General features: G+C 57.2%; 20 protein-coding genes. 12 read left to right on the top strand and 8 right to left on the bottom strand.

Going from position 1 to position 25488, the window contains the following annotated elements; translation table 11 throughout:
- Positions 1-242 precede the first annotated feature (242 nt).
- The 6 genes from galE to CXU21_RS09500 all read left to right on the top strand — a co-directional run bounded on the left by galE (position 243) and on the right by CXU21_RS09500 (position 8505).
- Positions 243-1232, top strand: a complete 990-nt coding sequence (gene galE, locus CXU21_RS09525; protein WP_102716007.1) for a UDP-glucose 4-epimerase GalE — start codon at positions 243-245, stop codon at positions 1230-1232.
- Positions 1233-1502: 270 nt separating this feature from the next.
- A complete protein-coding gene (locus CXU21_RS09520) occupies positions 1503-3026 on the top strand; it encodes a prenyltransferase/squalene oxidase repeat-containing protein (RefSeq protein ID WP_102725850.1) in 1524 nt (507 codons plus the stop codon).
- A 150-nt stretch (positions 3027-3176) separates the two neighbouring features.
- Positions 3177-4679 (top strand): prenyltransferase/squalene oxidase repeat-containing protein, encoded by a 1503-nt coding sequence (locus CXU21_RS09515; RefSeq protein WP_102715314.1) that lies wholly within the window; start codon positions 3177-3179, stop codon positions 4677-4679.
- Positions 4680-4909: 230 nt separating this feature from the next.
- Entirely contained in the window at positions 4910-6436 is a 1527-nt protein-coding gene (locus CXU21_RS09510) for a prenyltransferase/squalene oxidase repeat-containing protein (RefSeq protein ID WP_102725849.1), read from the top strand.
- Positions 6437-6591: 155 nt separating this feature from the next.
- The gene (locus CXU21_RS09505) at positions 6592-7119 is read left to right on the top strand and encodes an STAS domain-containing protein (protein ID WP_180972510.1); all 528 of its coding nucleotides are present in this window, start codon (positions 6592-6594) and stop codon (positions 7117-7119) included.
- Between the two features lie 15 nt (positions 7120-7134).
- Positions 7135-8505 (top strand): DUF2851 family protein, encoded by a 1371-nt coding sequence (locus CXU21_RS09500; RefSeq protein ID WP_102725848.1) that lies wholly within the window; start codon positions 7135-7137, stop codon positions 8503-8505.
- Positions 8506-8658: 153 nt separating this feature from the next.
- Here the strand turns inward: CXU21_RS09500 and CXU21_RS09495 are convergent, their stop codons facing one another.
- Positions 8659-11013 carry a glycoside hydrolase family 95 protein gene (locus CXU21_RS09495; RefSeq protein ID WP_180972756.1) on the bottom strand — a complete coding sequence of 785 codons (2355 nt, stop codon included), beginning with the start codon at positions 11011-11013 and terminating at the stop codon, positions 8659-8661.
- A gap of 226 nt (positions 11014-11239) precedes the next feature.
- Here CXU21_RS09495 and CXU21_RS09490 point away from each other — a divergent pair, with 226 nt between their 5' ends.
- Complete coding sequence (locus tag CXU21_RS09490) at positions 11240-12397, top strand: hypothetical protein (protein ID WP_102725846.1); 1158 nt, start codon at positions 11240-11242, stop codon at positions 12395-12397.
- Between the two features lie 64 nt (positions 12398-12461).
- On the opposite strand, the gene CXU21_RS09485 is transcribed toward CXU21_RS09490, so the two are convergent.
- Together CXU21_RS09485 and thiH are read right to left on the bottom strand one after the other, a co-directional pair.
- Positions 12462-14348 carry an LTA synthase family protein gene (locus tag CXU21_RS09485; RefSeq protein ID WP_102725845.1) on the bottom strand — a complete coding sequence of 629 codons (1887 nt, stop codon included), beginning with the start codon at positions 14346-14348 and terminating at the stop codon, positions 12462-12464.
- A 103-nt stretch (positions 14349-14451) separates the two neighbouring features.
- The gene (gene thiH, locus CXU21_RS09480; protein WP_102725921.1) at positions 14452-15588 is read right to left on the bottom strand and encodes a 2-iminoacetate synthase ThiH; all 1137 of its coding nucleotides are present in this window, start codon (positions 15586-15588) and stop codon (positions 14452-14454) included.
- A gap of 19 nt (positions 15589-15607) precedes the next feature.
- Between thiH and CXU21_RS12210 the strand changes: the two genes are divergently transcribed.
- Together CXU21_RS12210 and CXU21_RS09475 are read left to right on the top strand one after the other, a co-directional pair.
- Entirely contained in the window at positions 15608-15814 is a 207-nt protein-coding gene (locus CXU21_RS12210) for a hypothetical protein (RefSeq protein ID WP_146017042.1), read from the top strand.
- Positions 15798-16718 (top strand): uracil-DNA glycosylase, encoded by a 921-nt coding sequence (locus CXU21_RS09475; RefSeq protein ID WP_102725844.1) that lies wholly within the window; start codon positions 15798-15800, stop codon positions 16716-16718. The genes CXU21_RS12210 and CXU21_RS09475 overlap by 17 nt, the downstream gene beginning before the upstream one ends.
- A gap of 126 nt (positions 16719-16844) precedes the next feature.
- Here the strand turns inward: CXU21_RS09475 and ilvD are convergent, their stop codons facing one another.
- Positions 16845-18521 (bottom strand): dihydroxy-acid dehydratase, encoded by a 1677-nt coding sequence (ilvD, locus tag CXU21_RS09470; protein WP_102715297.1) that lies wholly within the window; start codon positions 18519-18521, stop codon positions 16845-16847.
- 215 nt (positions 18522-18736) lie between these two features.
- Here ilvD and CXU21_RS09465 point away from each other — a divergent pair, with 215 nt between their 5' ends.
- Together CXU21_RS09465 and CXU21_RS09460 are read left to right on the top strand one after the other, a co-directional pair.
- The gene (locus CXU21_RS09465) at positions 18737-19441 is read left to right on the top strand and encodes a response regulator transcription factor (RefSeq protein WP_102715295.1); all 705 of its coding nucleotides are present in this window, start codon (positions 18737-18739) and stop codon (positions 19439-19441) included.
- Positions 19442-19453: 12 nt separating this feature from the next.
- A complete protein-coding gene (locus tag CXU21_RS09460) occupies positions 19454-20674 on the top strand; it encodes a sensor histidine kinase (RefSeq protein WP_102725842.1) in 1221 nt (406 codons plus the stop codon).
- Positions 20675-20739: 65 nt separating this feature from the next.
- Here the strand turns inward: CXU21_RS09460 and CXU21_RS12435 are convergent, their stop codons facing one another.
- The 4 genes from CXU21_RS12435 to CXU21_RS09445 form a co-directional block, all read right to left on the bottom strand.
- Positions 20740-21117 (bottom strand): hypothetical protein, encoded by a 378-nt coding sequence (locus tag CXU21_RS12435; protein WP_180972755.1) that lies wholly within the window; start codon positions 21115-21117, stop codon positions 20740-20742.
- Between the two features lie 1108 nt (positions 21118-22225).
- Positions 22226-22330: a hypothetical protein gene (locus CXU21_RS12640; protein ID WP_012420149.1), complete on the bottom strand. Its 105-nt coding sequence runs from the start codon at positions 22328-22330 to the stop codon at positions 22226-22228.
- 42 nt (positions 22331-22372) lie between these two features.
- A complete protein-coding gene (gene hisG / locus CXU21_RS09450) occupies positions 22373-23248 on the bottom strand; it encodes an ATP phosphoribosyltransferase (protein ID WP_102716003.1) in 876 nt (291 codons plus the stop codon).
- 65 nt (positions 23249-23313) lie between these two features.
- Positions 23314-24597, bottom strand: coding sequence for an aminopeptidase P N-terminal domain-containing protein (locus CXU21_RS09445; protein ID WP_102725841.1), 1284 nt, complete (start codon positions 24595-24597; stop codon positions 23314-23316).
- A 118-nt stretch (positions 24598-24715) separates the two neighbouring features.
- On the opposite strand from CXU21_RS09445, the gene CXU21_RS09440 reads away from it, so the two are divergent.
- Positions 24716-25417 (top strand): DUF3313 domain-containing protein, encoded by a 702-nt coding sequence (locus tag CXU21_RS09440; protein ID WP_146017041.1) that lies wholly within the window; start codon positions 24716-24718, stop codon positions 25415-25417.
- Positions 25418-25488: the final 71 nt, after the last annotated feature.

Genomic DNA, 25488 nt, shown 5'->3' with positions numbered 1-25488 from the left:
GCGCCGCTCTGCCGGAAGGGGCTAATCAATGCGAAGCTCCGTTCCATGGTCCCCGCGGCCTCCATCTGCCCGGCGGCAGACATATCCCAAATTGACAAAAAGGGGAAAACATGTCACTTTTACAGGCGTCTGGAACAGTGACACCGCCTGCCGTGAACCGGAAGCTTCCGCAGGCTCTGGAATGTACGGACGCCCTTGCCGGTGAAAAGGTTGAACCGGCCCAACAGCAATTTGATAAGATCATGAAAGTACTTGTAACCGGCGGCGCCGGATATATTGGTTCCCACACAGTGCGCCAGCTCGTCAAAATCGGCGCTGACGTGACCGTGCTGGACAACATGGTGTACGGCCACATCGGGGCCCTTGTGGACCCGGAAGTGAAACTGGTCAAGGGAGACCTGGGAGACGCCTCCGTCGTGTATCCGCTCCTGATGCAGGGCAGCTTTGACGCCGTGATCCACTTCGCCGCCTTCATCAACGTGGGTGAATCCGTCCAGAATCCCCTGAAGTACTACATGAACAACATCGCCCGGCCCCTCGTCCTTCTGGGCGCCATGCAGGCCGCGGGCGTCAAGCGCTTCGTCTTCTCCTCCACCTGCGCCACCTACGGCGTTCCTACCCAGATTCCGATTCCGGAAACGGAAAAGCAGGATCCCATCAACCCTTACGGCAGCTCCAAGTACATGCTGGAAAAAGTCTGCCAGGACTGCGACCGCGCCTGGGGGCTGAAGAGCGTTTTCCTGCGTTATTTCAACGCTTCCGGCTGTAGTGAGGACGGCCTCATCGGTGAAGACCATGATCCGGAAACCCATCTTATCCCCAACATCCTGCTCACGCTGACCGGGGAAAAGGAATACATTGAAGTCTTCGGCACGGATTACGACACGCCGGACGGCACCTGCATCCGCGACTATATCCACGTTAATGACCTGGCGGACGCCCACCTGAGAGCAGTGGACTACCTGATGAAAGGCGGCTCCACGGAATGCTTTAACCTGGGAACCGGCCTGGGGCTTTCCGTCCGGGAAATCCTGGAAACGGCAGAAAAAGTCACCGGGAAGAAAATCCCCGTCCGTTACGGCCCCCGCCGTGAAGGCGATCCGCCCCGCCTGATCGCCAATCCGAAGAAGGCGAAAGAAATCCTCGGCTGGGAAGCCCAGTGCAAAGATGCCGGAGCCATTGTGGAGACCGCCTGGAAATGGATGACCGGTCCGCGCAAGGGCCATTATTGATTCCTACTCCATAAGGAGAACCGTTCCTTTCCCGCCCTGCCATGAAATTCATGGCAGGGCGTTTTTTCTACCGTCAACGTCTCTGATACGGAACTTCCGGAAACGCCCAATTCCCGCCTGAAGACCACAGCGGCGGACATAAATTACTTATCATGAATTATTCCTCCATCTACATCTGGTCATCATGCAGGCCATGGAAATAATAAAATCTTTGCACTCGTCCCAACCGGAAAAAACGCTATACTACGGCCAGGAACCTCCTATTACTGCATGAGCCTGCACATTGAAAGTACAGAAGAAGCCCTTACGGAACTGAAGAAGCAGCGCGTCAAGACGCTGGCCGCCGCCTTCTCCGTCTCCTTCCTCGGCGTTGTCCTCATGGGCCTTCTCCTTTATCTGGTTCATATCATCGTCGCCATTCCGGAAGATCCGCCCATGGTGGCTTATGCCACCCAGGAAGGCGACAATCCGGATATTGACACCCCGGAAGTGACCCAGACCACCCAGCGGCCCAGCAGCTCCTCCACCGCCGCGCAGGTGAAGGTCATTGCCGCCGTAGCGTCTGCGGATGTGGCCGTCGTCAATCCGGACATTGAGGTGGAAGTCCCCTCGGAAGAGCTTTCCATGGGCATTGACATCGGCGACGGCTTCGGCACCGGCACGGGGGACGGCGACGGAGGCGGCATTCCCGGCATCATCTCCAAGCGGTGCGACCTGAACGACCGCATGAAGCGCATCACGGAAAACGGCGGCACCCCCCAGTGTGAGGAAGCCGTGGTCAAATCCCTCAAGTGGCTTCAGAAGCAGCAGAACAAGGACGGCTCCTGGGGCGGAACCCCCCAGAATTACAAGTGCGCCATGACGGGGCTCGCCCTGCTCTCCTACCTGGCCCACTGTGAGACGCCCCTTTCCGAAGACTTTGGAGAAACCGTCCTGAAAGGCATTTCCTTCCTGGTGGACCTGGGCGTGAAGAACCCCGTCCTTTCCCTGGTACCGCAGAGGAATGAGGTCAGCTATGACCACGCCGTGGCCACCTACGCCCTGTGCGAGGCCTACACCTTCTGCAAGCAGATGGACATCCCCTCCATCACCAACCTGGAAAAAGTCGTCATCAAGGCCGTGGACAAGATTCTGGACAACCAGAATGTGGACGGCGGCTGGGCCTATAATTACAATACCAAGGCAGGCGCCCATACGGACCTTTCCGTGACGGGGTGGAACATCCAGGCGCTCAAGGCGGCGGAGCACGGCGGCATCAAGCCCACCAAGGGTGAAATACGCACCGCCCTGCGCAAGGCGGCCTCCTACTGCCGCAAGTGCGGCAAGCCTGACGGCCTGTTCACCTACATGCAGGAAGGCCGGGAAGACGCCACGGCCCGCCCCTCCCTGGTGGGCGTGGGCGTGCTCTCCCTGCAAATGTGCGGAAACGGTTCCGACAGCGCGGCGCGCAAGGGCCTGGACTGGATGCTCAAGAATACCAGCCAGCCCTTTAACTGGAAGGCGAACAACACTTCCTCCAACCTTTACCAGCATTATTACGGCGTGCAGGCGGCCATGAACCGCGGCGGGGACGTATGGAAGGCTTATAACAGGGCTTTCCGGGATTCCACCCTTGGCGCACAGTCTTCCGACGGCAGCTTTGCCCCGAACGGCTTCCCCGGCCCGGGGGGCCTCGTGAACACCAACGGGGGCAGCATCAATGACAAGATTTACCGCCAGTGCCTGGCTACGCTGATGCTGGAGGTGTATTACCGCTTCCTCCCCGGTACGGGTGAAGGCACCAAGAATTCCTAATCTGATTGACAGACCGGCGCGTCTGGTTTTAGTATGCTGCCAGCCTCGTGAACAGGCAGGCCAGCAGCATTTACCCGTACCCTGGCAATTCTCCTCCATTTTCAAGGATGCGGGAGCATTTGCAGGTACACCAACCAGACACGTCCCTCTATGAGTCTCCATATTGAAAGTACCGATGAAGCCCTTACGGAACTGAAGAAGCAGCGCGTCAAGACGCTGACCGCCGCCTTCTCCGTCTCCTTCCTCGGCGTTGCCCTCATGGGCCTTCTCCTTTATCTGGTACACATCATCGTCGCCATTCCGGAAGATCCGCCCATGGTGGCTTATGCCACCCAGGAAGGCGACAATCCGGATATTGACACCCCGGAAGTGACCCAAACCACCCAGCGGCCCAGCAGCTCCTCCACCGCCGCTCAGGTGAAGGTCATTGCCGCCGTTGCTACGGCGGATGTGGCGGTAGTCAACCCGGACATTGAAGTGGAAGTCCCCTCGGAAGAGCTTTCCATGGGCATCGACATCGGCGACGGCTTCGGCACCGGCACGGGGGACGGAGACGGAGGAGGCATTCCCGGCATTCTTTCCAAGCGGTGCGACCTGAACGACCGCATGAAGCGCATCACGGAAAACGGCGGCACTCCCCAGTGTGAGGAAGCCGTGGTCAAATCCCTCCGCTGGCTTAAAAAGCAGCAGAACAAGGACGGTTCCTGGGGTGAGGGCCAGTTCCGCGCTTCCATGACCGGAATTTCCCTGCTGGCCTACCTGGCCCACTGTGAAACGCCCCTTTCCGAGGAATTCGGGGAAAACGTCCTGAAAGGCATTTCCTTCCTCGTGGACCTGGGAATGAAGAATCCCGTGATTTCCGAAAAACCCGCCTTGAAGGAAATCTGCTATGACCACGCCGTGGCCACTTACGCCCTGTGCGAGGCCTATACCTTCTGCAAGCAGATGGACATCCCTTCCATCGCCAATCTGGAAAAAGTCGTGATCAAGGCCGTGGACAGGATCATAGAAGCCCAATGCCCTAACGGGGGCTGGGGCTACAGCTATAATAACAAGATCAATCCGGACATTGACCTTTCCGTCACGGGGTGGAACGTCCAGGCGCTCAAGGCGGCGGAACACGGCGGCATCAAGCCCACCAAGGGTGAAATACGCTCCACGCTGCGCAAGGCTTCCAGCTACGTGCGCAAGAACGTGATGCCGGACGGCAAATTCGCCTACAAGGAAAACGGCAACATGCCCCGTTCCTCCCTGGTGGGCGTGGGCGTGCTCTCCCTGCAAATGACCGGAAACGGTTCCGACAGCGCGGCCCGCAAGGGTCTGGACTGGATCAAGAACAACGTCAAAACCCTCCAGTGGGGACAGGGTTCCGGCACGGAAAACGTCAAGAGCAACCTTTACATGCACTACTACTGCGTTCAGGCGGCCATGAACCGCGGCGGCGATGTATGGACCTCCTACAACAAGGCATTCCGTGACGCCGTGCTCAGCGGACAGAATGCGGACGGCAGCTTCAGGAAAAATGACGTCGGGTACGTTTCCGGCCTGACTAACAAGTCGGAAAGCATCTACCGCCAGTGCCTGGCTACGCTGATGCTGGAAACCTACTACCGCTTCCTGCCCGGTACGGGTGAAGGCACCAAGAATTCCTGACGCCATTCACCGGATTCTTTAAAGCCCTCTTTTCCTTCCGGGGAAAGAGGGCTTTTCATTTCCCTGCCGCCTCCGGCGCGTGACGGCAGCCCCTCTTCTCCGGCAACCCAGCTCTCCCTAAGTAACAAATTGATAACAACACACTAAATACAAGCATATTATAAATTTCATGCTTGAATCTGCACAGGCTTGGAGGGATGGTGAAATCCTAATCAAACCCCATCCCATCCATGAGCCTGCATATTGAAAGTACGGAAGACGCCCTGGCGGAGCTGAAAAGACAGCGCGTTAAAAACCTGGCGGCGGCGGTATCCGTTTCCGTCCTCGGCGCCGCCATGATGAGCCTCCTGCTCTATCTGGTCAATATCATCACCTTCCTCCCGGAACCTCCGGCCACGATCGTTTACCCGGAGGTTGTGGAAAAAGGGACGGAGGAACCTGAAAAACCAGAGCTCGTCCAGAAAGCCCAGCGCCCCAGCAGTCCCGCCATGGAGCAGCAGGTAAGAATCATCGCCACGGATGCAACCCTGGATACAGCCATTAGAATTCCGGATACTGAAATGGACGAACCCTCGGAATCGCTCCTGTCAGGCATCGACATCGGCACTGATTTCGGGTTCGACGACAGAGAGGGACCGGGCCCCAGCGGCCCGAACCCCGAAATCCTGTCCAAACGCTGCGGCCTGGACAACCGCATGAAGCGCATCACGGAAAACGGCGGCACCCCCCAGTGCGAGGAAGCCGTGGTCAAATCCCTCAAGTGGCTCCAGAAGCAGCAGAACAAGGACGGTTCCTGGGGAGACGGCCCACAGAATTACAAGTGCGCCATGACGGGGCTCGCCCTGCTCTCCTACCTGGCCCATTGTGAAACTCCTCTTTCGGAAGACTTTGGAGACACTGTCCTGAAGGGAATCTCCTTCCTGGTGGACCGGGGAATGCAATCTCCCGTCATTTCCCTGGTTCCGCAGATGAATGAAGTCAGCTATGACCACGCCATCGCCACCTATGCCCTGTGCGAGGCCTACACCTTGTGCAAGCAGATGGACGCCTCCACCATCGCCAATCTGGAGAGAGTAGCCGTGAAAGCGGTGGACCAGATCATGAAGGGGCAGAACTCCAACGGAGGCTGGGCCTATCATTACAGCACGCGCCCCGGCGCCCATACGGACCTTTCCGTGACGGGGTGGAATATTCAGGCGCTCAAGGCCGCCGAGCACGGCGGCATCAAGCCCACCAGGGGCAAAATACGCACCGCCCTGAACAGGGCGGCCATGTACTGCCGCAAAACGTCTCTTTCAAACGGGCTCTTCTCCTATCAGGAGAACGGCAGCGAACCCAGGCCCTCCCTGGTGGGCGTAGGAGTGCTTTCCCTGCAGATGTGCGGCAACGGCTCGGACGGCACAGCGCGCAGGGGCCTGGACTGGATGCTCAAGAATACCAGCCAGCCCTTTAACTGGAAAGCCGGCAACACCACGTCCAACCTCTACCAGCATTACTACGGGGTGCAGGCGGCCATGAACTGCGGCGGTGACGTATGGAAGGCCTATAACCGCGCCTTCCGTGACGCGGTGCTGAAAGCCCAGTCTCCTGACGGCAGTTTCATTCCCAACGGATTCGGAGGCCCCGGCGGCGTTGTCCAGACCAGCCAGAACCGGCATGCCAACGACCGGATTTACCGCCAGTGCCTTGCTACGCTGATGCTGGAGGTATATTACCGCTTCCTTCCCGGAACGGGGGAAGGCACCAGGAATTCCTGAACTGCCCGCCCCCTTCCCTGAACAGGAGGCAGCCGCCGGAAGAAGGCCCCGCACGCCGGGAGGACAGGCCTTCTTCCGGATCGGCTGCATGTTAAATCCTGACTTGACCGCAGCTCTTTCTCTTGTTATTCATACGGTTTCCATTTTCCAACGACGTGAATAACAACTCTTCCATTCTTTTCGGCCTTTTTGATGAATTTCTTTGGATCCGGTGCTCCGGACGCGGAAGTTTTGCCAACAGCCCCACCGTCAAATCCCTGGGGGATGACTACATCGCTTCCGGAGGTCGCCTGATCGTCATTGACCTGGAAACCTGTTCCGGCATTGACTCCACCTTTATGGGCACTCTTGCGGGGCTGTCGCGCAGGCTGCTTCCCATCGGCGGAGCCGTGCAAATCGCCTCTCCCAGCGAACGCTGCCTGTGCGCGCTGGAAAGCCTGGGGCTGGACGCCCTGCTCAGCATTGAGCCGCCTACGGCTCCCTGGCGGGGGAAAGTGGACCAGATACGCGCCAGCCTGAGTGCGGAGACCGCCCCCACCGTCCATCTGGACGCGAAGGACCAGACACTTCACGTCCTCAATTCCCACCTGACGCTGAGCGAATTAAGTGAAGAGAACGAAGAAAAATTCCGCAATGTAACCGACTGCCTGAAGGAGGAACTGGAACGGCAGAAGGATAAATAATCCCTTCCCACCCACATGGACATGCGCTCCATGGCCTCCCTGTACGGGGACGCCCTTTCCGCGGCAGAAAAGGAAGAGCCGGATACCGTAAGGGAGCACGCCTCTTCCCTCCGTTCCGGGCTCCCGGACGAACGGACGCTCCAGCTCCTGCTGCTGGAAGGGAGGTTCGGGACCTCATTTACGGATGACTTGGGCAGGAACATCCTCATTCTGGACTTCGGGGACTGGAACAAATCCGCAGGGCCGGATTTCCTGAACGCCCGGATACAAATAGACGGCGTCCCGCAGATTGGTGACATTGAAGTGGATCCTGCTCCGGAGGACTGGGAACGCCACGGTCACGGTTCCAATCCGGCCTTTAACGGAGTCATCCTGCATCTGGCCTGCATGCCCAGCCGCCGGGAATGGTTCACCCGCAATGCCAGGCATGAGCGCATACCCCTGGCCGTCATTCCGCCCTCTGCGCCGGCTCTGGCAGAAAAGCCGCCGGAAAAAGCTCCGGAACGCTACTGCCGCCACACAAGCGCGCTGGGCTCCATGGCTCCGGAACTTCTGGAGACCCTCCTTCAAGCGGCGGCGGCCTACCGGTTCCGGAACAAGCACCGCCGCCATGCGGAACGCGCCAGATACGCAGGAGAGGAGCAAGCCCTTTTTGAAAGCCTGGCGGAAACGCTGGGCTACCATGCCAATAAAACCGCCATGCGCCACCTGGCCTTGCGCGCCCCCCTGCATGCCATCCGGAAGTGTCCGGAAGCCCTTCTCTTTGGCGCCGCCGGGTTCCTGATTCCCGTTCTGCCGGACTCCTGCACGCCGGAGGCAGTAGCCCACCACAAAAAGCTCTGGACGGAATGGTGGCCTCTCCGGGAACAATTTGAACTGGCGCCGGACCGTACCTTCCCCTGGACGCTCTCCGGAAACAGGCCGGCCAACCACCCGCAGAGGCGCGTGGGGGCGCTGGCAGCCATCGCCGGGGATTTTGATACCTTCAAGAGGCTTTGCCGCCCTGGCTACGGGGATGGCCTGGCAAACTATCTTTCCTCCCTGGCGCATCCCTACTGGAGCACCCATGTGACTCTGCCTTCCGCACCTTCCCCGCGCCCCATGGCCCTGATGGGGCGGGACAGAATCCAGGCCCTGGCCGTCAACCACCTCCTGCCTGCGGAGGGAGGGGAACGCGCGTGGAAACACTACCTCTCCCTCAGGGCCGGACAGGCGGGAACAAAAGTGCTGGCCGTCCATCAATCCCTGCTGGGCCGCAGGCCGGATGCAAAGGCTTTTCTTGCGAAGGAGTGGCACCATCAGGCGCTGCTTCAAATTCATGAGGACCTGTGCTCCCGCCATTCCTGCGCCCTCTGCACCCTGATCGGGCGGCTGGAAAAGAAATGAGCGTGCTCCCTTCTTCCTTTTCCCGAATCAGACTCCGGTTTTTTGACGCCATGGCGCCAGCGGAATAAAAAAACTTCCAGCCTCCCCAAAAGGAAGCTGGAAGCCATGATTGTTCTTCCTGCGGGAGATACTCCCGGATAATAAAACCGCTTGTTACCTGGCCGCAGTCTGGCGCGCTTCCGCAACGGGCTTCAGAGGCAGGGTCTTCACGCGCGTCATCTTTCCATTGACGCGCACGGGCACCACCTTGGGCTGGTCGGAATAAAGCTTGAGGTTGCTCACCTTGCCGTTCTTCCAGGTGAAGTCCACGGTGACATTGCCGCGGGCTTTCAGTCCCTTCACGGAACCCTCCGGCCATGCCTCCACGGGAGAAGGCATGATGTCCAGCCCCCCGGCGTGGGACTGCACCAGCATTTCACAAATGCCGCCCACAATGCCGAAGTTGCCGTCCATCTGCATGGGCGGGTGCGTGGTGAGCATGTTCGGCAGGGTATTGAATTTCAGAAGCCCCTGCACCATTTCATGAGCCTTGTTCCCGTCCCCCAGGCGGGCCCACAGGGCCGTGCGCCACGGCCACGTCCAGGAACGGCGGCTGTCTCCGGTGGTGCCGCGCCATTCCAGGGAAAGGCGGGCGGCCTCCGCCAGCTTGGGCGTCTTGAGCTTGCTGATCTGGTTGCCGGGGAAAACGGCAAACAGGTGGGACGTGTGGCGGTGGTCCGTCTTGGGAATGCGGTCAATCATCCATTCCTGAAGGTTCCCTTCCTTGCCTATCTTGTTGCCGGCCAGCCTCTTCAGCTTGCCTTCCAGGCTCTTGGCCCAGGAGGCGTCCTTGCCCAGAATGCGGGCCGCCTTGATCGTATTGGTGAAGAGTTCCGCAATAAGCTGCTGGTCATGCATCACGCCGTCTTCACGGGGGCCGTGTTCCGGAGACCAGCCGTTGGGGGCCACCAGGGTGCCGGCCTTCACGTCCGCCAGGTCCTTTTTATCCTCTTCGCTCGGGTCCTTGCCGTTCGTCTTGAATCCTTCTCCCTTGGCGCCCAGTTCCTTCAAATGGTCTTCCCAGAAATGGCAGATTTCCTTCATGAGGGGATAGGCCTGCTTCTCCAGATACTTCTTGTCACCGGTGAACGCGTAATGTTCCCAGATATGCAGCGCATACCACGCCGCGCCGGGAATATTCCACTGCCAGCCGTTGCCGCCGAAGATGTTCTGGGAGGTGCGCACCGTCCAGCCGCGCACAGGCTTGCCGTCCTTGGTATTGAATCCCTTGTTGGCCTGGGAAACGTCGCGGCAGCCGGGAGCCATGGCTTCCACATAATTGATCAGCGCCTCGTGGCATTCGGACAGGTTGGCGGGTTCCGCGCCCCAGTAGGCCATCTGGACATTGATGTTGTTGTGGTAGTCACAGGCCCACGGCGGATTGAGGTAGACATTCCAGAGCCCCTGGAGGTTGGCCGGAAGCGTGCCGGGCCGGGAGCTGGACAGAAGCAGGTAACGGCCGTACTGGAAAATGGTTTCTTCCAGATCGGGATCCACCGGATTCTTCTTGTAGGCTTCCAGGCGCTTCGGAATAGGCAATTTGGCCACGTCCGCCTCCGTCTTGCCGAAGTTGACCTTCACCCGGTCAAACATGGACTTGTACTGGGCGATGTGGGCCTGCTTCATGGCGGCATAGTCCCCAGCGGCGGCCTTGGACGCATAACGGTCCAGCTTCTTGGCGGGAGCCTCACCCTTCCAGTCCTTCTTGTAATCCATCAGGTAATCCGTCTCCATGGCGACGACCACCATGCAGGAATCCGCGTTTTTCACGGAAATCTTATCGTCCGCGGTGGAAAGCGTACCGCCTTTGGGACGCACCAGGACGCGGCCTTCATAGCTCATGCCGTTTTTCAGGGTTCCCTTCCAGGTGATGACGGGGCCCTTGGCGGAGATTGTGGATTCAAGCTGGCTGTTGATGGAAAAGTCCGCGCTGAATTGGCCGGGCTTGCTGGCCCTGTACTCCAGCACCAGCACATTGGCGGGCGTGCTGGCAAATGCCTCCCGGTCATACGTCACGCCGTCCGACTTGTAATTTACCTTGTGAATACCGTCGCGCAAATCCAGGGCACGCGTAAAATCCTCTACGGAAACGGAAGCCGGCTGGTCCCCCTTCTTGAAATCTACGAACAGGTCGCCGAAAGGCAGGTAGTTGCCGAACTGGTTGGTTCCCGCGTTAAGCCCGTAACCGTACCCGCCGCCGGGATTGGCTCCGCCGGACCAGAGGCTGATTTCATTCAGGGCAAACCGCTCGCGGTTGGGCGCGCTGAAAATCATGGCACCCACGCGTCCGTTGCCAATCGGGTACCCCTCAGCTTCCCAGACGGCGGAAGGCTTCTTGTACTTGCCGAAGTTGCCGTCAGGGTTCTTGTCCTCCTGCGGATAAACTACCACGGCAGGCTGGTCAGACCAGATCAGGTTGGAGGCGGAAGGCTTGTCCAGCGCGCCCCACCCCAGGGAAATAGCGCTCACGGAAAGAGCAGATAAGAAAAGAGATTGGAGATGCATGCTTTGGTAAGGATGTCATAAATATACTGCCGCCGCAATCTCTATCTTTCAACCTTTCCAAACTTATCGTCACCACGTGACAGCCCCTCTTCCCGCCTTTTTCCCCGTGCCCCGGGACCTCTTTTGCCAATGGTAGCGAGGACAGTAAATTTCCTTGTCTTTAAGGGGAGGGCCTCTACTTTTAACAACCATGTTTAAACGCCTTCTCTCCGTACTTTTTTCCCTGGCTCTTCTGGGGACCGCCTCCGGAATATCCTCTGCCGGGGTCACCGTTCCGGACATCCTGAAAGACCGGATTGCCCTGAAAAAGACGGCCAGCCAGCTCAACGTCGTTTACTTCCTGGGCAGTGACACGAAACCCGTTCCGGACTACGAACGCCGCCTCAGCGAACTGCTGCTTTACCTCCAGCAGTTTTACGGCAAGGAAATGCAGCGCCACGGCTACGGCGCGCGCTCCTTCGGCCTGGACATGAAATCCCCCGGCCGCGTGAACATCATTGAATACAAGGCCAAGAACCCGGCGGCGCATTATCCGTATGAAAACGGGGGCGGCTGGAAGGCAGCACAGGAGCTTGACGAGTTTTTCAAGGCCAATCCAGACAAGAAAAAAGGACAGCACACCCTGGTCATCATGCCCACCTGGAACGATGAAAAGAACGGCCCTGACAATCCCGGCGGCGTTCCCTTCTACGGCATGGGCCGCAACTGCTTTGCCCTGGATTACCCTGCCTTTGACATCAAGCATCTGGGCCAGAAAACCAGGGAAGGACAATTGCTGACCAAATGGTACGGCGGCTTGGCCCACGAGCTGGGCCACGGCCTCAACCTGCCCCACAACCACCAGACCGCCTCGGACGGCAAAAAGTACGGCACGGCCCTGATGGGCGCGGGCAACTACACGTTCGGCACCAGCCCCACGTTCCTGACCCCCGCAAGCTGCGCCCTGCTGGACGCCTGTGAAGTATTTTCCGTCACTCCGGCACAAAAATTCTACGAAGGCAGGCCGGAGGTGGAAATCAAGGACACGGCCATTTCCTTCAAGGGAGACCAGATTCTCATTTCCGGAAGCTACAAGAGCCCCCAGACCGTCAAGGCGTTGAACGTTTACGTCCAGGACCCGCCCTATGCAGTCAATCAGGACTATGACGCCGTTTCCTTCTCCCAGCGCCTGGGGAAAAAGAGCGGCAAGTTTTCCATGAAGATTGACAAGAAGGAACTGGACGGGCTGACCAACAACGAATTCCGCATTTCCCTCATGTTCATCCTCGCCAACGGGCTGCACATGCAGAAGCATTTCACGTTCCACTGGGATGCCCTTCAGGACTACAGAGACGAGCCCAAATCCTGAACCGTTTCCCCCTCCCTTGGCGGATTGCCGCGGAGACGGCGGCATCCGCATCACGGGAAAGGGCTTATTCCTTCAAACTGGTGCGCCAGCCGGAAGCGTGCTGATAATAATAAACCGCCTCCTTCTCCAGCTCCTTCATCCGGGCATCCGGCTTCACAGGCTCTCCGTCACGGAAAAACTCCGCGCCGCGCTGGGGTTTAAGCACTACCATGTCCCTTCCCTTCAAGTAGCCGATGTACTGGTAATTACTCACAAAATACCGGGACTGGTAGGAGGGCTTCAAGGCGTCCTTTCCGTAAAACGCCGCATCATACGGCCATTTCAGCAGGCCGAGCAGGGTGGGGAGCACGTCAATCTGGCTGACAGGCGTCTCAATCCGTTCCGGCTTCAGCAGGGCCGGGGCGTAGAAAATGGAGAAAATGCGGTGCGTTTCCGGATTAAGCGTCTGTTTCCCGGCGCTGCCCGCGCCATGGTCCGCCACGAACACGAAAAGCGTATTCTCAAACCACGGTTTGCTCCTGGCCTCCTCCACAAAGGCCCCCACGGCATAATCCGCGTACTTGACGGCACCCATGCGCCCGGTATGGGAAGGAATGTCTATGCGCCCTTCCGGATAGGTGTAAGGGCGGTGGTTGGACGTGGTGAACACCACCTGTAAAAAAGGAGAGCCGCTTTTAAAGGACTCATCCGCCTCACGCACGGCGCGGCGGAACAGGTCTTCATCACAGACGCCCCAGATGGTGGAGTGGGTCACCTCGGAATCATCCATGGAATTACGGTCCAGAACCTGGAAGCCGTTGTTCCCGAAGAAGTAATTCATGTTGTCAAAATACCCGTACCCCCCGTAAATCCACTTGAGGTCATACCCCTTGTCCCTGAATATGGACCCGATGGTCTGCAAATGCTCGTTCCCCTCCTGGCGAAGGATGGACATGCCGGGCAGCGGAGGCATGGATGTGCTGACGGCTTCCAGCCCGCGCACGGAGCGGGTGCCCGTGGCATAGGTATTCGGGAAGAAAATGCCCTCCTTGCCCAGACGGCTCAGGCACGGCGTGACGTTCGCGCCATCCTCCCGGCACTCGTTTAAAAACTCCGCCCCCATGCTCTCCATGACCACAACCACGACGTTGGGATGGATGGCCACCCCGGAGGGGCGCACCTGCCTCTTCACGCTGCCGGATGCGGCGTCAGGCACGGACGTGTCATCCGCCGTGAACTCGCGGGCCAGAAACGCCGCCGCATCCGCGTCCGGCAGCGTCTTGTAGTAGTCGCGGTAATCCAGTTCATTCTTCAGGAAGGCGCTGAACAGGCTGTAAAGGCCGTCCTTGGCCATCTCCGAATTATAGCGGTTGTTCACGGCATCCGCGTCCTTGATATCCACCAGCCAGTACCCTCCCGTAATGCACGCCAGCAGGAACAGCACCACGCAGCCCCGCTTCCATCCCGCGGGAGCTTCCCCGCGGCGGGGAATGAGAAACCGCTTCATTCCCCAGACGGCCAGAACGGATGCGGCCAGAACGCCGATAAGAATCGGAATAATGGGGTAGGATTCATAAATATTCCCGATGACCTCCTTGGTATAAATCAGGTAGTCCACCGCAATGAAATTGAAGCTGGCTTCAAACTCATTCCAGAAAAAGGCTTCCGCCACGTCCTCAAACAGATTGGCGAGCACAAACAGGAAAAACCATGCGCAAGTAATCCAACGGTCCGCCTTTCCACCCGCTTTCCCCCGCGGCAGAATCCACAAATAAACGGCATAAGGCAGAAGCCAGTAGCACATGGTGATGGAAAACTCCGTCACGAAAATGTATGCCGTCTTCAGAAGGGAAATTACCCCGAAATCCATGTTGCGGTATTCGAAAAACACCGTAAACAGGTTTTCCACCGCCTCAATACCGAACGCAAGCAGGAGGAACGGCCAAAACCTCCCCCAATAATAACGAATCATCGCCTCCGGAAATATGGCAGACGGGGCATGCTGTCAATGCTCCATCACAGCATCACGGAAGTATGGCTGCCATTCCGCGGCGCGGCCGCCGGGCGGGCGCCCTTTACACCACATCCAGCGCGGCGTCCCAGTCCTTCCAGACAGGCTCCAGGCCCGCGCTCCGGATGGCGCCTACCACCTGTTCCGGAGTGCGCTGGTCGGAAATTTCAAACTGTTCCGTAGCCTTGCAGCGGCCTTTCCTGTCTTCCGGAAGATCCACCTGGTTGCCCCGCACCGTCAAATGGGCGCTGGCCGTTCCCGCCCCCGTGTAGCCTCCGGGCTCCGTGCGGGCAATGGCGGACATGTGGGTCATGCCCAGATGCATGAGGGCGTTCCTCATGGGAGCAGGTTCACGGGTGCTTACGGACATGCCGATCCTGGGGAAGCAGATGCGGAGGGCGGCCATCAACTGGACAAAGTTCCGGTCATCCAGCATCAGTTCCGGATCCGGTTCATACTCGTAATTTCCGGCGTAGGGCCGCATGCGCGGGAAAGCCACGGAAAGAGCGGACTTCCAGCAATGTTTCTGCAAATAATCCAGATGGGTGGCCAGCGCCATGGCCTCCCTCCGCCAGGGGGACAGCCCGAACAAGGCGCCTATCTGGATGCGGCGGAAGCCGCCCTGGTAGGCGCGTTCCGGACAATCCAGCCTCCAGTTGAAATTCTTCTTCATGCCCGCCGTGTGCAGGGTTTCATACACCTCCCGGTTGTAAGTTTCCTGGTAAACGGCCAGTTGTTCCGCCCCGTGGTGGACGATCTCCGCATAGCGGTCATCCGGGAGCGGCCCTATTTCCAGCCCCAGGGACGGAATAAAGGTATGCAGCGCGTCCAGGCACTCCTGCATGTACCCGTCAGAAACGAACTTGGGATGCTCCCCGGCCACCAGCAGAATGCTGCGCAGGCCCAGCCCGTGCAGATAGCGGGCCTCCTGCACCACTTCATCCACCGTGAGAGTGGTGCGGATGATGGGATTATCCCGTGAAAAACCGCAGTACTTGCAATTATTGATGCATTCGTTGGACAGGTAAATGGGGGCGAACAGGCGGATGGTGCGGCCGAAATGCAGGCGCGTCAGGCGGCGGCTTTCCTGCGCCATCGCCTCCAGCCGCGCGTCGTCCGCAGGTTCCAGCAATGCCATGAAACGGCGGACCAGGGAAGAGGGCCGGTCCATCAGACCATTTAATTCTTCAGAAAAAGACATGGAAAAAATAAGGTAAAAAGTGAGAGAACGGCTGCTGGACGGCATTTTCATGCCTGAACCGGAGGGCGTTCAATTTGCCTCCTCCTCCACAGGGGATTCCATCTTTTACCGTGTCATTCCCGGAAGAGGCTCTCTCCATGAAGAAAGGCGTACCCTGCAAATCGTCGTGACAGACGGCCTCCCATGGACTAATCTGGCCTTATCCTCTCATGACTGCCACGCCTAAGAGCCTTTTCCGCCACTATCTCGACTCCCTGATTCAACGGGGGACGACACGCGCCAGCCTGACGGATGAAGCCAGAAACGTTCTGCGGACATGGTACGTGGCCGCTAAACAGGGAGGACGCCCGGCCGTTGCGGCAACGCCAGCCGCACCCGCAGCCGCTCCGGCGCCTCCGGAGCCGGCGGCGCAACCGGAACCCGCCGCGGCGCCCGCGCCTTCCGTAACCCCGGAACTCCTGCCGGAAAGCCGGGAACCGGCCTCTGCCGTAGCGCTCCCGGAGGGGACGATGGAAGACAAGCTGCAGTACCTCCGGAACCTGGCGCAGAACTGGCAGCCGGCCAGGGAACTCAACTCCCTGCGCGACACCATGGTCTTTGCCACGGGCAATCCCCATACGGAGCTCATGCTCATCGGTGAAGCGCCGGGATATTATGAAGAAGTGCAGCAGGAGCCCTTTGTGGGCCGCGCCGGGGAAAAACTTAACCAGATATTGAAAGCCATGGGGCTCTCCAGGGACATGGTTTACATCTCCAACATCGTTAAATTCCGCCCTGCCCTCCCCAACCAGCGAACCAACAACCGCGCCCCCACGCCGGAAGAAATTGAAGCCTGCCTGCCCATCATCATGCATGAAATCCAGGTCATCCAGCCGAAGATGATCGTCGCCCTGGGCGGAACCGCCGCCGTAGGCCTGCTGGGCATTCAGGGTTCCGTGAGCTCCATGCGCGGCAGATTCCACGACCTCAACGGCATTCCCGTGCGCGTCACCTACCATCCCAGCTACCTGCTGAGATCAGACAATCCCCGGGAAAAACGCAAGGTCTGGGAGGATATGCTGGCCGTCATGGAACGCATGGGCATGCCCGTCTCTGAAAAACAGCGCGGCTACTTTCTGCCCAAAGAATAGAAACCGGGAGCTCCTTCACCTCTGCCGCCTCCGGCACGAACGGGTAGCCAGGTAATAAACGGAGACAGGCATAAAAAAGCCGCCTTCCCATACCAGGGAAAGCGGCTGGCTATTTAAAATGCCTGATTATTCCCCTTTCCGGAGCACGGCGCCGTTGCTGGCATTCGTGGCCAACTGGCGGTAACGGCCCAGCCAGGAGGAAGAAACCTTGTTGTAAGAGGGCTTCCAGTCCGCACGGCGGCGCGCGATCTCCTCTTCACTCAAATGAGCGTTCAGCGTACGGTCCGGGATGGAATACTCAATGATATCCCCGTTCCGCAACAGGCCGATGAGGCCGCCTTCCGCCGCTTCCGGGGAAATATGGCCAATGCAGGCGCCATGGGTGGCGCCAGAAAAACGGCCGTCCGTGATCAGCGCCACTTCCGCGCCAAGGCCCTGCCCCATGATATAAGAGGTGGGAGCCAGCATCTCCTGCATGCCGGGTCCGCCCTTGGGCCCTTCATTGCGGATGACGACCACGTCCCCGGATTTCACCTTTCCGGCGAGGATGCCTTCACAGGCTTCCTCCTGGGACTCGAAAATTACGGCAGGGCCGCTGAAGCTCATCATATCCGGATGCACGCCGGCCTTCTTCACCACGGCGCCTTCCTGGGCCAGGTTGCCGAACAGAATCGCCAGGCCGCCGTCACGGGAATAAGCCTTTTCCAGCGGATGGATTACGGTTTCATCCGTAATGCCGCACCCTTCCACGGTTTCACCCAGCGTCTTTCCGCTGACGGTGACGGCATCCAGATGGAGGGCGCCGGGAATGCGGGCGATCTCATGGATGATGGCGCTCACGCCGCCGGCGCGCAGAACGTCTTGCATGTGGAAATGGGAGGAAGGAGCCACCTTGCAGATATTCGGGGTGCGTTTGGAAATGTCATTGATGCGCTGGAGGTCATATTCCACCCCGGCCTCACGGGCGATTGCCAGCGTATGGAGCACGGTGTTGGAACTGCCGCCCATCGCCATGTCGATCGCAAAGGCGTTGTCAATGGCGTCACGGTTCACGATGTCGCGCGGCAGGGGGCCGTCCGCCTTCGCCATCTCCACGGCGCGGCGCGCGGTCTGCTTCCAGAACTCCTTGCGCTCCTCGGACGTAGCCAGCAGGGAACCGTTGCCGGGAAGGGCCAGGCCGATCACCTCGCTCAGGCAATTCATGGAATTGGCCGTAAACATGCCGGAACAGGAACCGGCGCCGGGGCAGGCGCGGCATTCCAGGGAATGGAGTTCCGCCGCATTAATCTTGCCTGCCTTGAAACGGGCCACGGCCTCAAACACGCTGTTCAGGTCCAGCACGGTGCCGTCCTCCGCCATGCCTGCGGCCATCGGGCCGCCGCTGCAGAAAATGGTGGGAATATTGCAGCGCAGGGCGCCCATGATCATGCCGGGAACAATCTTGTCACAATTCGGAATGCAGATCATGGCGTCAAACGCGTGGGCGCTCAGCATCGTCTCCACGCTGTCCGCGATCAGTTCACGGCTGGGCAGGGAAAACTTCATGCCGCCGTGCCCCATGGCAATGCCGTCACAAACGCCGGGCAGGTTGAACTCCACGGGGGTTCCCCCGGCCTTGCGCACTTCCTCCTTGATGAGGGCGGCTACCTTGTTCAGGTGGACATGGCCCGGAATCACCTCATTAAAGGAATTGCAAATGGCTATGAAGGGACGGCTTAAATCTTCATCCGTCATTCCCGTGGCACGCATCAGACTGCGGTGCGGCGCACGCTCGAAACCTGCTTTAACTCTATCGCTTCGCATGACAATATATTGTTGCGGCGCCAGTGTATCACATGACGCAGGGAAGAGAAGTTGAATCTAGGCCAGTCTTGCAAAACGGAAATGCCTCCGTTACAGTCCGTTTGCATAAGGAAAGGCCTTTTCCGCCCGGGAACGCCCTCCGGACGGGGAAATGTGAACGAATCGTCACATCTAATATCGGGACACGGCCCCTCCCTTCATCGTAAAAAATAGCCATGGCAACCATTCTTATCGCTGAAGACGATCACGCCATCTCAGACCTCGTGGCCTACAACCTGGAACGCGCAGGCCATACGCCCCTGGCGGCCTATGACGGCCTGACCGCGCTGGAAGTGGCGCGCAGGGACAAGCCGGAACTGATCCTGCTGGACCAGATGATGCCCGGCATGGACGGCCACGGCGTGCTGCGGGAACTGCGCCGGGACAGCCGCACGCAGAACATTCCCGTCATCTTCCTGACCGCCAAGGCCCAGGCGGAAGACCGCATCCAGGGGCTGGAGCTGGGCGCGGACGACTATGTGACCAAGCCCTTCAGCCCCAAGGAACTTGTGCTGCGCGTAGCCAGCGTGCTGAAACGGTGCGAACACACGCCGGGCAGCGTCATTGCGGAATACGGCCCCTTCACCTTTGACAAGAACGCCCTCAAATTCTACATCGACAAGGAGGAAGCGGAACTGACGGCCACGGAATTCAAACTCATGATCTACATGGTTGAACGGGAAGGCCAGACCCTGAACCGCAACGACCTGCTGAGCTGCGTATGGGGCTACAGCCACCAGGCCCAGAGCCGCACGCTGGACACGCACATGAAACGGCTGCGCCAGAAACTGTCCTCCTATGCGGACTGCATTGAAACCGTCCGCAGCATCGGCTACCGCTTTACCCTGCCGGGGAGGCGTCCACGGACGGAAGAGGCCTAACGCTCTTGTTCCATGTCGGTCATCGACTATATCCTCATCATCCTGGTTCTGGCCTCCCTGTACCTGAACTGGCATCTGGTCCAGGTATGCCGGTCCGCCATGAAAGCCAGGAAAAAGGCCCTGCGGGACGCGCAGCGGCTGCTGAAGCGCGGGGAGGAAGCCCAGGAACAGGCCATTGCGGATAAACGGCGCTTTCTGGAAGCCCTGGGGGAGGCTTTCCTGCTCATCGGACCCGCCGGACACATTGTGCTGGCCAATACGCTGGCCAGGGAACTCTTTCAGGAAGAAAGGCTGGAAGGACGCAAAACGGACGCCCTGGTCTGCAACCAGGAACTGCTGGGGCACGTTCAGGAAGCCTTTGACACGGACGGCCCCGTGGTCAAGGAATTCACGCTGAGCGCCGTCAACTCCCCCGGCGGCGTGCAGAACGGCATCACGGCCTGGCACCTGGACAGCGCCATCACGGACACCCCGATCAGGGAAAAGCGCATCCTGCTGCGCAACGTCACGCAGAACTACCTCACCAACCAGATGCGCCGGGACTTTGTGGCGAACGCGTCCCACGAGCTGCGCACGCCGCTCACCATCATCGTGGGGTATCTGGAAAACCTGATGGAAGACGATCTGATGGAGGAAAGCCCCGGACTGGCGCGCAAATTCATCGGCGTCATGCACCAGAACAGCCAGCGGCTCATGAACATCATTGAAGACATGCTCATGATCTCCAAGCTGGAATCAGGCCACAAGGCCATCCTGAAGGAACAGTGGTTCCACATCACCTCTTGCGTAGATGATGTCTTCTCCCGCCTGGACTCCATCCGGGAGAAAAAACAAGCCGCCCTGCACATGGACATTCCGCCGGACTGGGAACTCTACGGGGACCCCTTCTACTGGACGCAGGTCCTGTTTAACCTGGTGGAAAACGCCCTCAAGCAAAACACGGAACCGGGCCTTTCCGTCACTGTGGCAGCCGCCAAAACGCCGGAAGCCTGCGTGATCACCGTCACGGACACGGGCGTAGGCATCCCCGCGGAAAGCCTTCCCTTCCTCTTCAACCGCTTCTACCGGGTGGAAACCCACCACTCCTCTGAAATCAAGGGAACGGGCCTGGGCCTCTCCATCGTGAAACGCGCCGTGGAAGCCCACGACGGCGCCATCACCGTCTCCAGTCTTCCCCACCGGGAAACCGTCTTCACCATCACCATTCCCCTGAAACGGTTCCGGACTTTCTAGTCAAAAACAAAAAGAACAGCACTTATAAAAAATGCTGTTCTTTATCAATCAAAAATCAAGTTCTATTACAGATAATGATAAGTTTTCTCTAAGTAAAGTTGTATCGTACTTCCATCAGTGAGATGAATCACTATGGCATGTCTACTTAATTCATTCAATTCTACTATTTCAGAAAAATCTATCGTCATCCTGCCCTCTAAATAAGGTTTATGGAGACGAAAACCTGTCCCTATCCCTGGATTAGCCAACTCTGTCCGAGCACGTCTATACATATAAGACTGAGATCTCCAAATTACGGCATTATTCTGATTGGGACGAATTCTTTTAACATCTACCAAACGTTCTTGGAGATTGGTATGGGAATTATGCACGCCCATATGATGTACTCTTGATAAATCAAACCCATGGTTTCTAAAAAAATCTTCAAAATTTCTCTTGTTCATAATATATGTGCCAAACAGCCGCGATTTCCTATTAAAAAAACCTATCCATGTCAATTCATTTTCCAAAAATATTTTGTATTCACCAATACTTCTAACAATACAACATAATTGTTAGAAATATTCATAAAGTATGAAAATTCAATAAAATATACAATATTACCATCTGGTTTTTTATTTATTTTTGAAGTATATTTATTATTGAAATTCTAATGATTCTTTCCCTCTGACCTAAAATATATCATGTTTTCTTATCCTCCAATTGATCGTCTTCTCTTTGCTCCCATTTTCGCTATTTTCCTGAGCATAACAGTTTTTGTTCACTTGTTCCAACTAGACAGCTAACTTGAAATCAGCACAAGATAAAATTGTTCTTCCTTCACACGTCAAATTATTATCCAAAAAACTAAGAACCAGAAGTGTCGTTTTCTGATGGCTCAAAAATGATGGGATTATCTTCTACACCAAGGTACAAAAATTGTAGTGTATACATCTTCAGCATTCAAAGGCCCATCATCATGTCAGGACACAGGATAGATAACATAATCAAATACTTCTTTCAATTCTGCCTTAGTTCCAATTTCATATCATGCTAACGCAAACAATTAATTCCTGAAAAAACAGCCTTGAACTGCTTCCAGTAAAACCAATTTGATCTTTTTTATAATTTTTTTCGTAAGATATTTATGATAAAATTAAAATTTAAGTATAGTTTAAAAAATAATGGAATACCATTATAATATTTCATCAAAAATTTTTAATAAAGCATTTCTTCCTTTGATTGATTCATTATACGCTTTTGATCAAAACCAATCATTGCAGATATCTCTCTGCTCATCTTTTGTTAATATAAACCTACCCAGTATGGTTCACTTTTATCCCGCACAACAATAGAGCTTTTTATCTGAAGTCATCATTTGATCTAATAATTTTTTACCCGCGAATTGTACACCAACATATGAGGAAACTTTCCCTAAAGGATATCAGCCATGTTTTCAGATAACACAAAAATAAATATAACAAAAAACGGCGTCCTTCCGTGGTACGGAGGACGCCGGGATTTTCCGGAAATCGGATAGACTGCCAGTTTGAGCAGCGAAGCGCACAAACCTTAGGACTTGTAACGCAAACGCTTCTTGTGACGGTTCTGACGCATGCGCTTGCTGCGCTTATGCTTGTTGATTTTTGCTTTACGGCGTTTTTTGAGCGATCCCATGATTGTGGTTCGTTTGTTGTTTTACTGTGGTGAGAAAAAAAGTTAGTAGACCAGCTTGTTGAGCGGGTATTCGATGATGCCTTCCGCGCCGAGGGCCTTGAGCTGGGGAATGATATCCCGCACGACGGATTCGTCAATGACGGTTTCCACGGCCAGCCAGCCTTCTTCCGCCAGATGGGAGATGGTGGGGCGGCGCAGGGACGGCAGGGCTTCCACCAGGCCATTGAGGGAAGCGGCGGGGAGGTTCATTTTCAAGCCCACCTTCCGGCGGGCTTCCAGAGCGCCCCTGAGCATCATGACCAGGCTTTCCAGCTTCTGCTTCTTCCATTCGTCCTGCATGGTTTCCCGGTTCGCGATGAACTGGGGGTAGGAGGTCATCAGGGTGTCCACAATGCGGAGCTTGTTAGCCTTGATGGAGCTGCCCGTTTCCGTGATGTCCACAATGGCGTCCACCAGTTCCGGCACTTTCACTTCCGTGGCGCCCCAGGAGAATTCCACATGGGCCTTGATGCCTTTTTCCTGAAGCCAGCGTTCCGTGATGCCCACGCCTTCCGTGGCGATGCGCTTGCCCTGCAGGTCATCCGCGCAGGTGATGGGGGAGTCTTCCGGTACCACCAGGACCCAGCGGGTGGGCTTGGAGGTGGCCTTGGAGTATTGAAGGTCCGTCAGCACTTCCACGTCCGCGCGGTTTTCATAAATCCAGTCGCGTCCGGTAATGCCGCAGTCGATGAAACCGTCATTGACGTAACGTCCGATTTCCTGCGCACGGATCAGAAAGAGTTCCAGATCGTCGTCGTCGCAAGTCGGGCGGTACCCGCGGCTGGACACATATACATTGTAGCCGGCCTTGCGGAACAATTCCACGGTGGAGTCCTGCAAACTGCCTTTGGGAAGTGCTATTTTGAGTTTCTTCGACATGATGGGACGGAAATGAAAACCCACCCGGGCCTCATTGTCAAGTTCAGAACCGAATCCGGCCCATTTTACCGGGCCATGAGCCGTTCAATGTCATCCGGCAGCAGGGGAACGTCCGCCAGCAGGTCCATGTTTTCCTTTTCTCCGATCAGGATGTCGTTTTCCAGACGGATGCCTATGCCCTCCTCCGCAATGTAGATGCCCGGCTCAATGGTGAAGACCATGCCCGGGAGCACGACGGGGTTGGGCTCCCCTACGTCATGCACATCCAGCCCCAGGAAGTGGGAGCAGCCGTGCATGTAGTATTTCCGCACGATGGTGGGATCAGACGGCTTTTCCGCCACCTGCGCGGGCGTGATGAGCCCCAGCTTGACGAGCTCCCCGGCGGCGAAGACGCGCACCAGCCGTTCGTATTCCGATTTCAGGATGCCAGGGCGCAGAATGCTTTTGGCGTAGGTCATCATGTTCAGCACGCTTTCATACACGGCGCGCTGGCGGGGGGTGAATTTTCCGTTCACGGGAACGGTGCGGGTCATGTCGGAGTTGTAATTGCCGTATTCCGTGCCTATGTCCATGAGCACCAGGTCGCCGTCCCCGCACCGCTTGTCATTCTGGATGTAGTGCAGCACGCAGGTGTCTTTTCCGGAGGCGATGATGGGGAGGAAGGAGAATTTACGCGGCCCGCGGCTGATGAATTCGTTCGCAAGGAAGCCTTCTATCTGCCATTCCCCCACGCCCGGCCTGATAAACCCAAGGAGCGCGCGGAAACCTTCATTGGTGATTTCACAGGCCTTCTTGAGCGCCTTGATTTCCTCCGGCTTCTTGATCTGCCGCATGTCGGACAAAAGTTCATAGACATTTTTCAGGATCGCGTCCGGGAATTTTTCTTTCAGGTCCTTGGTCATGCGGGCATTGCGCGTTTCCACCGGGCACGTGCAGCGCGGATGCTGGTTGGCTTCCACAAAGACCATGGTGGCTGCCGGCACCAAGTTGTCCAGCAGAGCATCATATTCATTGGTCCAGCGCACGTCCTGGATGCCGCTCAGCTCCCGGGCCTGGTCCTGCGTGAGGCGGGCCCCTTCCCAGATGGCTATTTGCTCATTCGTTTCCCGCAATAGCAGGATTTCATCCCAGCCCTCTTCCCGGATGGTCATGATCAGGACGGTTTCCTCCTGGTCAATTCCGGTGAGATAAAAGAGGTTGGCATTCTGGTGCAGGGCAAAGGTGCCGTCCGCATTCGTAGGGAATACGTCATTGGCATGCAGGACCAGCATACTGCCGGCGGGCAGGCGGGAGGCCAGTTCCGCACGATTGCCGGCAAAAAAGGAGGAAGGAAGCGGCTCGTATCTCATACGGACAGCATGCCCCGCTTTTCCAGCTTGTCAATCATCCATCCGGACACGGAACGGCCTTCCGGCATCGCTTATTAAGTTCTTGCACGCAGGGATTCTTTTGTCCATTCTGGACTTTATGCTTCTCCGTGCAGTTTTTTCCGCCGCGGCCATTCTTTTCCTGGGGGTTTCCTGTTCGTCCGGCCCTTACCGGCCCGTTTCCCCGCTTATTACGCATGCCGCAGATATCAAGGAGGCGCGCGGCAGCCTCAGCGGCGTCTGGTGCCACCCCTCCGCCGGACAATTCCTCTGGAAGAAGCAGAAACGGCAGTATGTTTACGTAGCGCCAGTGGATATCCAGGCCGTGCAGCAGGAGTTTCCGGAAGCATCCGCTTACCTGGCACGTGAATTCCGGGATTCCATGCAAAAGGAGGTGCGCCTTCTCATTGACCGCAGAAACGCGCAGCCCGGCGCTCATCCCCACTGGGTGCTGAGCGACCGGCCACGCACTCCCGGAGTGAAGGTTTCCCTGGCGATCGTCCATCTGAAGCCCACGGACGTGGGCGGAAAAGTAGCCGCCGTGGGCGTGGGCATCGTTTCTCCCATTCCGGGTATTTCCTTCCTCATCAACCATCTCGCTTCCGGAGCCGTAGGAATTGAAGGCAACATCACAGCCATGGACAACGGGACCGTCCTGAAAGAGTTTTACGGACGCAACCGGGATCCCATCAATATTTTCTCCTGCAACAGTTTTGAGGAGTTCGCCTGTGACAAATACAACCTGGACCGCTTTGCCCGGCAGATTGCGGAAATGCTGGCGGAAAATCCGGTACGGTCCTGATTTTTTCCATGCCGGAAAAACTCTTGATGTCAATCGGGTCATGACTCGAACACCGGGCACGCAGACCCCGT

The sequence above is a fragment of the Akkermansia muciniphila genome (genome assembly GCF_002884975.1).
GTDB classification, from domain to species: domain Bacteria; phylum Verrucomicrobiota; class Verrucomicrobiia; order Verrucomicrobiales; family Akkermansiaceae; genus Akkermansia; species Akkermansia muciniphila_C.
The sequence above is the reverse complement of the archived record's forward strand: the minus strand, read 5'-3'. Positions and strand labels throughout refer to the sequence as shown.

Excerpts from the sequence above, each read along its gene's own strand:
- galE (WP_102716007.1), top strand. The coding sequence starts at position 243 with ATGAAAGTACTTGTAACCGGCGGCGCCGGATATATTGGTTCCCACACA.
- CXU21_RS09520 (WP_102725850.1), top strand. The coding sequence starts at position 1,503 with ATGAGCCTGCACATTGAAAGTACAGAAGAAGCCCTTACGGAACTGAAG.
- CXU21_RS09515 (WP_102715314.1), top strand. The coding sequence starts at position 3,177 with ATGAGTCTCCATATTGAAAGTACCGATGAAGCCCTTACGGAACTGAAG.
- CXU21_RS09510 (WP_102725849.1), top strand. The coding sequence starts at position 4,910 with ATGAGCCTGCATATTGAAAGTACGGAAGACGCCCTGGCGGAGCTGAAA.
- CXU21_RS09500 (WP_102725848.1), top strand. The coding sequence starts at position 7,135 with ATGGACATGCGCTCCATGGCCTCCCTGTACGGGGACGCCCTTTCCGCG.
- CXU21_RS09490 (WP_102725846.1), top strand. The coding sequence starts at position 11,240 with ATGTTTAAACGCCTTCTCTCCGTACTTTTTTCCCTGGCTCTTCTGGGG.
- CXU21_RS09485 (WP_102725845.1), bottom strand. The coding sequence starts at position 14,348 with ATGATTCGTTATTATTGGGGGAGGTTTTGGCCGTTCCTCCTGCTTGCG.
- thiH (WP_102725921.1), bottom strand. The coding sequence starts at position 15,588 with ATGTCTTTTTCTGAAGAATTAAATGGTCTGATGGACCGGCCCTCTTCC.
- CXU21_RS09475 (WP_102725844.1), top strand. The coding sequence starts at position 15,798 with ATGACTGCCACGCCTAAGAGCCTTTTCCGCCACTATCTCGACTCCCTG.
- ilvD (WP_102715297.1), bottom strand. The coding sequence starts at position 18,521 with ATGCGAAGCGATAGAGTTAAAGCAGGTTTCGAGCGTGCGCCGCACCGC.
- CXU21_RS09465 (WP_102715295.1), top strand. The coding sequence starts at position 18,737 with ATGGCAACCATTCTTATCGCTGAAGACGATCACGCCATCTCAGACCTC.
- CXU21_RS09460 (WP_102725842.1), top strand. The coding sequence starts at position 19,454 with ATGTCGGTCATCGACTATATCCTCATCATCCTGGTTCTGGCCTCCCTG.
- CXU21_RS12435 (WP_180972755.1), bottom strand. The coding sequence starts at position 21,117 with ATGAACAAGAGAAATTTTGAAGATTTTTTTAGAAACCATGGGTTTGAT.
- CXU21_RS12640 (WP_012420149.1), bottom strand. The coding sequence starts at position 22,330 with ATGGGATCGCTCAAAAAACGCCGTAAAGCAAAAATCAACAAGCATAAG.
- hisG (WP_102716003.1), bottom strand. The coding sequence starts at position 23,248 with ATGTCGAAGAAACTCAAAATAGCACTTCCCAAAGGCAGTTTGCAGGAC.
- CXU21_RS09445 (WP_102725841.1), bottom strand. The coding sequence starts at position 24,597 with ATGAGATACGAGCCGCTTCCTTCCTCCTTTTTTGCCGGCAATCGTGCG.
- CXU21_RS09440 (WP_146017041.1), top strand. The coding sequence starts at position 24,716 with ATGCTTCTCCGTGCAGTTTTTTCCGCCGCGGCCATTCTTTTCCTGGGG.